Origin of the sequence: Chthonomonas sp. (genome assembly GCF_035294165.1) — a bacterium.
GTDB lineage: Bacteria > Armatimonadota > Chthonomonadetes > Chthonomonadales > Chthonomonadaceae > Chthonomonas.
In genome coordinates this window covers 1-9,218 of record NZ_DATGLN010000221.1, presented here as the reverse complement: position 1 = coordinate 9,218, position 9,218 = coordinate 1, and the positions used below count along the sequence as shown (strand labels likewise).

The following is a 9,218-nucleotide window of genomic DNA, read 5'->3' as shown; positions in this document are numbered from 1 at the left end:
ATGGGTTTTACAATCTCCTCGATACCACAGGGTTATCGCTGCTTACGCCGCTTACAAAACGGGTGGTCTCTCTGTATAACTCTAATCTACGGATAGCGATAGAGGTAAGTTTCTCCAAGATGGATACAAAATTCTACCCATTGTCCCCTTCTTAAGTATGGGTTTTCCTATCTCAACCTTCACTACGCAATCGGTGGGCAACTTATCACCCGATCCCGCCAGGATATTCGGTGACATTTACGATGCCCTAGGTTCCCCTTCCTCCAAGGAACAGCCGAGGATAAGTTGGCGGAGATGGCGCAGATTCATCGCGTGCATGGTCTCGGCTTCCGGTGTCTCTATTAGGGCCGGCACGTTGAGAAGGCGCGGGTCGGTTAGCAGACGCTGAAAAGCGGCATCCCCTATCTCGCCCTGCCCAATGTGTTCGTGCCTATCCACTCGGCTTCCAAGCCCCTTCTTGGCATCGTTGATGTGCAGCACCTTCAACTGATGCAGCCCCACCAGACGATCGAACTCGGCGATGGTGGCCTCATAGGTCTCCGGCGTGCGAATGTCGTAACCGGCCACAAAGATATGGCAGGTATCCATGCAGACTCCAAGCCTAGGGTGAGGCCCAACCTGTTCAAGGATGGCTCCAAGCTGTTCAAATCGCCACCCCAAACCGGTGCCCTGCCCTGCAGTGGTCTCTAGCGCAATGCCCACCCGATAGTTCGCTGCGTCGGTAGCCTCCAAGATCATGATCAAGCTTTCCACCAAACGCTGCATGGCGGCCTCTTCGCCCTGCCCCAAATGGGCACCCATATGGGTAACCACCCACAGTAAACCGAGCTGTTCCGCTCGGTCAAGCTCATGGCGAAAGGCGCTTCGCGAGCGCTCTAGCACGTCTGCAGCCGGTGCCGCGAGGTTGATAAGATAGGAATCATGGGCGATAATGAAGGAGATTTGGGTCTGCTCTTTGGCGGCCTCGAAGGCCTCGATCTCTTCGGAGGTAAGGGGAGGATTTGACCATTGGCGTGGACTGCTGGTAAAAAGTTGCACGGCCGTACATCCTATGGCCTTTCCGTTAATGAGGCTGTTGGCCAGCCCGCCGGAGGTGGGCATATGGGCGCCGAGGAGCCGTGGCAACGGCTGCGCTTCCAACTCATTGCTGGAGCCTACGCGCAGGCTCTCAGGAGCGCTATCGCTCATCGTTATCCTTCAGCATCATAAAAAAGCAACCTTCTCGATGCACGATTTGCCTATTTTAGCACCTCATCAAGAGCCTGTCAAGGCAGGAGCGCTAGGGACGAAACCAAGGGCGCTCGCCATCGCCGGGGGGCATGCCGAAATTGCGCGGGCAGCAGAACACCGGGCATAGCGCCGTTCCTGAGATCGCGGCCATGCGCGCTCCATTGGTAACGAAGGGATCGGTTCGGTCGTCCACAATACGTCCTCCCGAGGCGTAGAGAGCCGCCACGCGAAAATCGTCTGGGAAGAGCCAGTGTGCGTGGCCATCACTAAACACATAGTTCCCGCCTCCGTTATGGCGTCTATCCGGCGGGCGCGTGCCGAAATAGAGCGGGTGATAGGGGCACCGAGCGGCGAAGGGGTCATTGGGCAGGGTGTTTAGATTGTCGCCGTAGGCATCATGAATGTAGGCATCCTGCGCGGAGGGATCGGTGAGAGGTGTGGCATCGGCAACCCATCCGGGATTGGCATAGCCCTCACCCCATACAGGCAAAGTGCTGGGCGTGGGCACGGCGGTAGAGGAGATGGCATGACGCCAATCCGAAGGGTCGCCACGAAAAACATAGGCGTTCCAAATGTAGCTGGTGCGGCGCAGGAACGAGGGGCTGTAGATGGAACCATCCCAAACGCGCGCAAGGGTATCGGAGGGACAAACCCAAACGCGCCATCCTGAGGAGAGATAGGGCTGATGCAAATCCATCGGCCAGGTGCCCGGCAGGTATCCGGGGCTGGCATACATGGCGTCGTAGTCCTCTGCATAGAGCATAACCCCCATTCCTAGCTGGCGCAAATTAGAGAGACAAAGGGTGCTGCGCACCTGCTCGCGCACCTGCGCCAGCACAGGCGCCAGAAGCGACGCTAGTATGGCTATAATAGACACAATTACCAAAAGCTCGATGAGGCTAAACGCCCTCAGAAGGTGCTTTCCTTTAAAGCGAGGAGTGAGTGATTTCATTTTTGCCCTCCCGTGCGCACCGGCAGGAATGCTACAAATAGATTATCTGTTACTACATCGCTCTCCTGCAGGCAACACAGGCCTCAAACCGCGTGGGATGGTCATAGGGTCTTACGGTTCTAGAGGCAGTTTACAGAGCAAGCCTATCTTGCTCGCCCCTTATCCCCTCCTTTCGTCTTGCAGACAGCAGCGCAGCGGTCTTAGCAGACGGCAACGCAGCGGCCAGAGAGATAGACGATGAAGGGAATAAAACGGGCCGCTGAGGTGGTCAGCCCCTCTCCCTGTAGGGGGAGGGGGAAGGGGGTGGGGCTGTAGAGGCTGACAGTTTTACGACTCTAGAGACAATGAGTTAAGCAAGCCTGTCTTGTTCGCCCCCTATACCGTCCTTTCCCCCGATTCGGGAGAAAGGGGGCGGTTTTGGTTAGTTTTTTAAGGAGAGCTTATCAAAGGAAACCGCCGATAAGCTTACCGGTCTGCCCTCGCCCTAAGAGGGGGAGGGGCGGGGGGTGGGGGCCTTGAGCGCAGCACCGTCGGTCTTGAAGAGCCGGCGATACGACTGTCATTTCGAGCCGAAGGCGAGAAATCTTGAATTTCACTTCCCACCCGTTCTGAGGACAAGGATGTGTGCTTTGAAGGGGAGGACGTCGGCCTTGAGGCGCCCACCGCGAGGTGCCCTCGCCTCAATGGGGTGAGGGGATAGGGCAGTAGGGGCAACCCTTGTGGTTACCCTATTTATGATAGTGCCATTTCGGGGCAGGCCTTGTGCCTGCCCCTACAGGCGCGAGGTGGCTCATCGGGCCGGAGACAGGAGGTGGGGGCTAATACATAAACTTGCGTCCTTATAGAGGTCGGTTCGATGCCCCCCAAAATTGGGGTACAACAATGGGGATACAACACACTGCTATGTGCAACATGCCGACCCGCATCCAGGGCAAGATCGGCAGCATTGAGGAGCATCTACGTTGGCCGAAGGGCACACAGACTGGCGCGAAATACCCATATCGGGCACAGAAAAAGGGTTTCCGGCTATCCACTCGCGGGTTTGCCATACCGCAAAGGGAACACCCTATCTATGCCATCCTGGAGTGATACTTATCGGGCGCACACAAACGGAGATAGGGGAGCTGGCGCCTTTTCTGCAGGGCTTTGACCCCGATTTGGGCTTTGCCACCTATCTGCAAGACCCAGTGCAGCTTGACCCGGGAACCCAGCTTTGCAAAACGGCCGGGCAGCTTTGCTATGCTTCCTTCGGCCCAAAACGAACCTGGAACCGAGATGTTAAACGCTATTTCGACAACATCAAAGAATCGGGGCATGGCAGCGTGCTTGAACACGCCAACTTCAGCCTGCTCTGCTACGGCATTAGCCGCTCGGTTACCCACGAACTGGTGCGCCATCGCCACTTCTCCTATTCCCAAATATCGCAACGCTACGTGTCGGGGCGTGTTCTGCGGTTTGTGGAACGGCCTGAATATCAGCAAAATCCGGCGCTCCACGCCGAATTTCTGGAGCGTATAGACCGGGCTGCAGCCGACTATGAGCGCACGGCCGAGCAGCTGTTGGAAGCACAACAGGCCGGCCAGCCGCTGCTCTCGGCCGAGATGAAAACCGATCTTCGCAAGAAGGTACAGCAGGCGGCGCGTTCGCTGTTGCCCAATGAAACCGAAGCGCCCCTGGTGGTAACCGGTAATGCGCGCGCTTGGCGCCACTTTTTGGAGATGCGCGCCAGCTTTCATGCCGAAATCGAGATTAGAGCGCTGGCGTTTCTGGTCTATCGTTGTTTAGTAGCCGTTGAGCCGATCCTGTTTGAGGATTATAAAGTTGTAGCCTTTCCGGACGGCACTTTTGGGCTAGATACCGCTTTTCGGAAAGTATGAGAGCTGCTATGGAGCCACTACGAATAGGAGTGATCGGGTGCGAAATCGCAAGGATGCGTTATCATGCTGCATTGGTCGCAACGCCCCAGCTTCGCGTGACGGCCGTAACCGACCCCGACCCGCGACTGGCCCGCATATGGGCGCGGCAAATAGGCGGACGGCCCACCGTTTGCGCAGATACTTTGGACTTACTCGATCAGCCGCTCGATGCGGTGCTGATAACGACCCCTCTAGCCTTACGTGCGCAGGCCATTGCGGATGCCCTTCGAGCCGACCTGCCGGTTCTCGCCGAGGTGCCTTTCGCTCTACACCTCGCCGATATGGACGACCTGCTCGTGCTGGCCTCGCGCAGCGACCGACTGCTTATGCCGGCCCTCCCTCGCCGATTCGACCCCTCCTTCAGAAAACTACACCAACTGGTTCAGGAAAATGCGTTGGGTACCCCAGAGCAACTGCGTTGTACATGGGGGTTGCCGCAGGAGACCGACCTTCCATCGGGCGATAGCATAAGCGGAGGGTGGAATGCGCATTGGCAGTTTCTGGCTTGCCAAAGCCTCGACCTTTGTTTCTGGTGGCAGGGGGAAGGGTTTGCCGTGAGCGCAGACATGGAGATGGCACAGTTGATCGGAACACCGCACCCAAGAGGCAAAAAAGCGCAGGCCGATGCGCTGGCCATCCTGCTCGTAACCCATCCTCATGGCCGATCCATTCACCAGTTCATGCGCACGCTCTCCGTGCGCCCCGAAGAACGCTATTTCCTCACCGGCAGCCACGGCAACGCCGAGCTTATTGCAGGGGTGGGGGCATCCACGGCGACGAATCTGCCGCTGCCCTACCTCACGCTTCAGCGGGTTGGAGAACACGCTTCTAGGGTGAGCGTAGACCTAACCCCTGAGGAGCGGGCGCTCTCCCCTTCGGCCATACGCATCCGGCGCCTCTTGCAGCATTTTGCAGCCTGTGTGCGCCGACAGGAAGAACCGGAGATCGGGCCGCACACGGCACGGGTCGCCTTGGACGCCGTTCATGCGGCCTATGTATCCGCTTGCGAGCAGAACAAGGTAAGCCTGCCTCTACGTCGCTTTCCCGACATTGCCGCGCTGTTATGCCGTTTTCAAGGCGTTCGCAAGGCGTTGCCTAAAGGGATGGGGTAGGCTGATAGCGCAAAGCCCCCGATTGCAGAACGTCTCGCACCTGCTCCACGAAATGGCGGGCAAGATGCCCTCGCGAACGGTCGCGTCGCCAGGCCACAACAATGGCGCGTTGAATGCCCTCGTCGGCCAGCGGCAGATACCGACAGCCCTCCAAAGGCGACCGACTCGCGCACATCTCCGGCACCAACGACACCCCCAACCCCATCGCCACCAAGGTCTGCAGCGTGCTTAGCTCGGCGCTTCGGCACACAATGCGGCGTTGGAGCGCCTGCTGCGCGCAAAAGCTGTCAATCTGCTGCCCCAAGCAGTGCATCTCGTGCAGGGTAATGACCGGAAAATCCTCTATCGCCTTTAGCGCACAGCTCTCCTGAGGCCAATTTGGGCTGTTCGGCACCACCAGTAAGAGCCGCTCCTGGGCAAGTACCTCTATCTCTACCAGCTCATGCTCCGCCGGCAGGCTTACAAGGGCACAGTCTATTTCGTTGTTGACCAACGCCTCCAACAGCCGTTCCGTTAGGTCTTCCCGAATCTGAAGCTGACACTGTGGATGGCTCGCCAGCATTCGCCCCACCACCAGAGGCAGCAGATAGGGCGCGATGGTAGGCAAAACCCCCACCGCAAGCGGCACATTCTCTATGGACTGCTGGCGCTTTAGCTGTTCCTCAACCTCACGCGCCTGCTGCAAAATCTGTTTGGCCCGCGGCAACAACAGCTTCCCGGCATCCGTCAAGGCCACCCCACGACGCAGTCTATCGAAGAGCGGCTGGCCTAGCTCCTCCTCTAACTTCTTGATCTGCAGGCTCAGAGAAGGTTGACTCACATAGCATCGCTCCGCAGCCCTACTAAAGCTCCCCGTCTCGGCCACGGCTACAAAGTAACGCAGTTGGTGCATTTCCATAGGTTTTGCCTATCGTTTCTATAGAAAAAAAGTCTTTGACAATAATACCTCCTTCGTCCTATACTGACAATGAGGTGCGAAAGCGTGGAGCGCAGCGCTTATTCCTATTCTGGAGTATCCCGCTTTCCCCCTCACTCGAAAAGCTCTTAGGCGGCCATGACGTCGCCGAGAGAGCTTTTCTCTAAAATTTACCAGGAGGTCAAAACAAAACATGCCCGAAGACAAGGAACACCCCATTCTTACCACTGCCGACGGCGCCCCTATCGGCGACAATCAAAACGCCCTCACGGCCGGGCCGCGCGGCCCTCTGCTTATGCAGGATATTCAGCTACTCGAACAGATGCAGCACTTCAATCGAGAGCGCATCCCAGAACGGGTCGTTCATGCGAAAGGCTCCGGGGCCTACGGCACCTTTACCGTCACCAACGACATTACCCGCTACTCTAAAGCTAAACTGTTCTCCGAGATCGGCAAGCAGACGCCCATCTTTATCCGCTTCTCCACCGTGGCCGGTGAGCGCGGTGCAGCCGATGCAGAGCGCGACGTTCGTGGCTTTGCGATCAAGTTCTATACCGAAGAGGGCAACTGGGACCTCGTGGGTAACAACACCCCCGTCTTCTTCGTGCGTGACCCCTACAAGTTCCAAATGTTCATTCACACCCAAAAGCGCGATCCCCGCACCAACCTTCGCGACATGGACATGCAGTGGGACTTCTGGTCGCTCTGCCCCGAATCGCTGCATCAGGTTACCATCCTCTTCTCCGATCGCGGACTTCCACGCAGCTACCGCCACATGAACGGCTACGGCAGCCACACCTATAGCCTCATCAATGAGAAGGGCGAACGGGTATGGTGCAAGTTCCACATGAAGACGATGCAGGGCATTCAATGCCTCACCGACGAGGAGGCGGAGCGCATCATCGGCAAGGATCGCGAGAGCCATCAGCGCGACCTTTTCGAATCCATCGAGCGTGGAGAGTTCCCGCGTTGGAAGATGTACATTCAGGTTATGACGGACGAGCAGGCGAAGAACTTCCGATGGAACCCCTTCGACCTCACGAAGGTCTGGCCTCATGCCGAGTATCCGCTCATCGAGGTCGGTATCTTGGAACTAAACCGAAACCCCGAAAACTACTTTGCGGAGGTGGAACAGGCCGCCTTTAGCCCTAGCGCCATCGTGCCGGGCATTAGTTGGAGCCCGGATAAGATGCTGCAGGCCCGCCTCATGAGCTATGCCGATGCACATCGCTACCGTGTCGGCAACAACTATCATCAGTTGCCGGTCAATCGCCCGCGCTGCCCGGCGAAAAACTACCAACGTGATGGGTTTATGACGCACGGAGAGTACGGTGGAGCACCCAACTACTTCCCCAACTCCCGTGAAGGCACCCCACAGCCCGCACCGGAGTATAAGGAACCGGCCTGGTACATCGGGGATGTGACGGTAGATCGGTACGACTCGACCAAAGACCACGATGACTACACCCAGCCCGGCAACCTCTACCGCCTCTTCGATGAGGGGCAACGCGAGAGGCTGAGCACGGCCATCGCTAAAGCACTCAGTCAGGCTCGCAAGGAGGTGCAGTTGCGCCAACTCGGCCACTTCTTCCGTGCGGATGAAGATTACGGGCGGCGGGTCGCCCAAAAGCTAGGCATTGCCCCCTCCGAAATTCCCGGCCTGGTAAGCGTCTCTATCGCCCGCTAACAGAGACCTGATCCTACTCTGCTATTTCCCCCGGCCCCGAAGGGGCTGGGGGCTTTTTGGATGGCAGGCGTTTGCTTTTTTCCTCTTCACATAGCGACGCTTCTGTTTTCAAGCACCACAGCCTCGCCGTGTCTCTTTCCGCCCCTATTGGGAAGTGAAGAGACCAAGAAGCGAACTCTCGGTTCCTTACGACTACCCATCTCTCGGTGAACCCATCAGGTCGCATGGCGTTTGGAGCGGTAACTACAAGGGTACCCCCTACAGCCTCACCCCAACCCTCTCCCCCTACAGGGAGAGGGGAGACCAGTAAGTTCATTGGCGGTTTCCTATGATAATCTTTTCCTTTGGAAACTCAACACAACCGACCCCTTTCTCCCTAATAGGGGGAAAGGAAGGGATAGGGGGCGAACAAGATAAGCTTGCTTTGTAAACTGCCTCTAGAACTGTGAGATTGGCAGTTTCTACAGCCCAACCCCCTCAAAGCACACGCACTTGTCTTCAGAACGGGTGAGAAGTGAAACTCAAGATTTCTCGCCTTCGGCTCGAAATGACAGTTGTTCATCTCGTCTTTGGCTTGAAATGACAGTCGTATCGCCGGCTCTTCAAGGCCGACAGTGCTGCGCTCAAGGCCGACGCCCTCCCCCTCAGCGGCCTGTTTTATTCTCTTCATCGTCTATCTCTCTGGCCGCTGCATCGCCGTCTGCAAGACCGCTGCATCGCCGTGCGCTAGCACCTCCCGAATCGGGGGAAAGGAAGGGATAGGGGGCGAACAAGACAGACTTGTTCCATGAATTGGCTCTATAGCCGCAAGCCGCCTTTGAGCCTTTCCTCCTTTAGAGATGCTGCGCACAAAAGGCTTTTGCCGTGGCTAGCGCCGCGAATAGCCTATCTTTTCCTTCATATGGGGAAACAGCGATAGGTATGGATGCCGGTAATGGAGCCGTAAATAGCCCAAACGCTCCCCGTAATGTAGTCGCCCAAAATAAGCCCGATGAAGAAGGGTAGATAGCGCCGATAGGAGCCCATGCCTCCATACCGAATGATGAGCGCCTTTAACAGCCAACCAACAAAAGTAGCACACCATAACCACGCCATGGTAAACGTGCCTGAAACCGCAAAGCCTATCGGATGAAAGGGCCACCACACGAATCGAGAACGCATAAAAATGAGGAATGCGGTTACCAACATGCCAACACCCACCCCCTCCATGCGGGCAAGGTTGGGGCGCACGGGGTTGTCAAGCCAATCCTTCATGGTCGTCCAGGGGACTTTACCCATGTAGGTACGCCAGTCGTTGACCTTGGCGGTGGCGGCGCCATACTGATAGTAGCAGGTGAGGACGGCGGCCCAAGAGGAAAACGTGCCAACCACAATCGCCACCATAATGACCGCGGCCACGTGGCGC

The 9,218-nt window shown here is 57.1% G+C and carries 7 protein-coding genes; 3 read left to right on the top strand and 4 right to left on the bottom strand.

Going from position 1 to position 9,218, the window contains the following annotated elements; all coding sequences use genetic code 11:
• Nucleotides 1–237 precede the first annotated feature (237 nt).
• Both VKV29_RS12555 and VKV29_RS12550 read right to left on the bottom strand, forming a co-directional pair.
• Nucleotides 238–1,125: a deoxyribonuclease IV gene (locus tag VKV29_RS12555; RefSeq protein WP_343217372.1), complete on the bottom strand. Its 888-nt coding sequence runs from the start codon at nucleotides 1,123–1,125 to the stop codon at nucleotides 238–240.
• 154 nt (nucleotides 1,126–1,279) lie between these two features.
• The gene (locus VKV29_RS12550) at nucleotides 1,280–2,182 is read right to left on the bottom strand and encodes a type II secretion system protein (protein WP_324201653.1); all 903 of its coding nucleotides are present in this window, start codon (nucleotides 2,180–2,182) and stop codon (nucleotides 1,280–1,282) included.
• A gap of 962 nt (nucleotides 2,183–3,144) precedes the next feature.
• On the opposite strand from VKV29_RS12550, the gene thyX reads away from it, so the two are divergent.
• Both thyX and VKV29_RS12540 read left to right on the top strand, forming a co-directional pair.
• Nucleotides 3,145–4,059, top strand: a complete 915-nt coding sequence (thyX, locus tag VKV29_RS12545; protein WP_324201652.1) for an FAD-dependent thymidylate synthase — start codon at nucleotides 3,145–3,147, stop codon at nucleotides 4,057–4,059.
• Nucleotides 4,060–4,067: 8 nt separating this feature from the next.
• Nucleotides 4,068–5,210: a Gfo/Idh/MocA family oxidoreductase gene (locus tag VKV29_RS12540; protein WP_324201651.1), complete on the top strand. Its 1,143-nt coding sequence runs from the start codon at nucleotides 4,068–4,070 to the stop codon at nucleotides 5,208–5,210.
• Here the strand turns inward: VKV29_RS12540 and VKV29_RS12535 are convergent.
• Nucleotides 5,194–6,108, bottom strand: a complete 915-nt coding sequence (locus VKV29_RS12535) for a LysR family transcriptional regulator (RefSeq protein WP_324201650.1) — start codon at nucleotides 6,106–6,108, stop codon at nucleotides 5,194–5,196. The two genes, VKV29_RS12540 and VKV29_RS12535, sit on opposite strands and share 17 nt — an antisense overlap.
• Before the next feature lie 211 nt (nucleotides 6,109–6,319).
• On the opposite strand from VKV29_RS12535, the gene VKV29_RS12530 reads away from it, so the two are divergent.
• Nucleotides 6,320–7,813, top strand: coding sequence for a catalase (locus VKV29_RS12530; RefSeq protein ID WP_324201649.1), 1,494 nt, complete (start codon nucleotides 6,320–6,322; stop codon nucleotides 7,811–7,813).
• A gap of 897 nt (nucleotides 7,814–8,710) precedes the next feature.
• Here VKV29_RS12530 and VKV29_RS12525 read toward each other — a convergent pair.
• A partial coding sequence (locus VKV29_RS12525) for a DUF6784 domain-containing protein (protein WP_324201648.1) occupies nucleotides 8,711–9,218 on the bottom strand: 508 nt, incomplete at its 5' end.

Coding starts and splice junctions, on each gene's coding strand:
- VKV29_RS12540 (WP_324201651.1), top strand. CDS start 4,068: ATGGAGCCACTACGAATAGGAGTGATCGGGTGCGAAATCGCAAGGATG.
- VKV29_RS12550 (WP_324201653.1), bottom strand. CDS start 2,182: ATGAAATCACTCACTCCTCGCTTTAAAGGAAAGCACCTTCTGAGGGCG.
- VKV29_RS12530 (WP_324201649.1), top strand. CDS start 6,320: ATGCCCGAAGACAAGGAACACCCCATTCTTACCACTGCCGACGGCGCC.
- VKV29_RS12535 (WP_324201650.1), bottom strand. CDS start 6,108: ATGGAAATGCACCAACTGCGTTACTTTGTAGCCGTGGCCGAGACGGGG.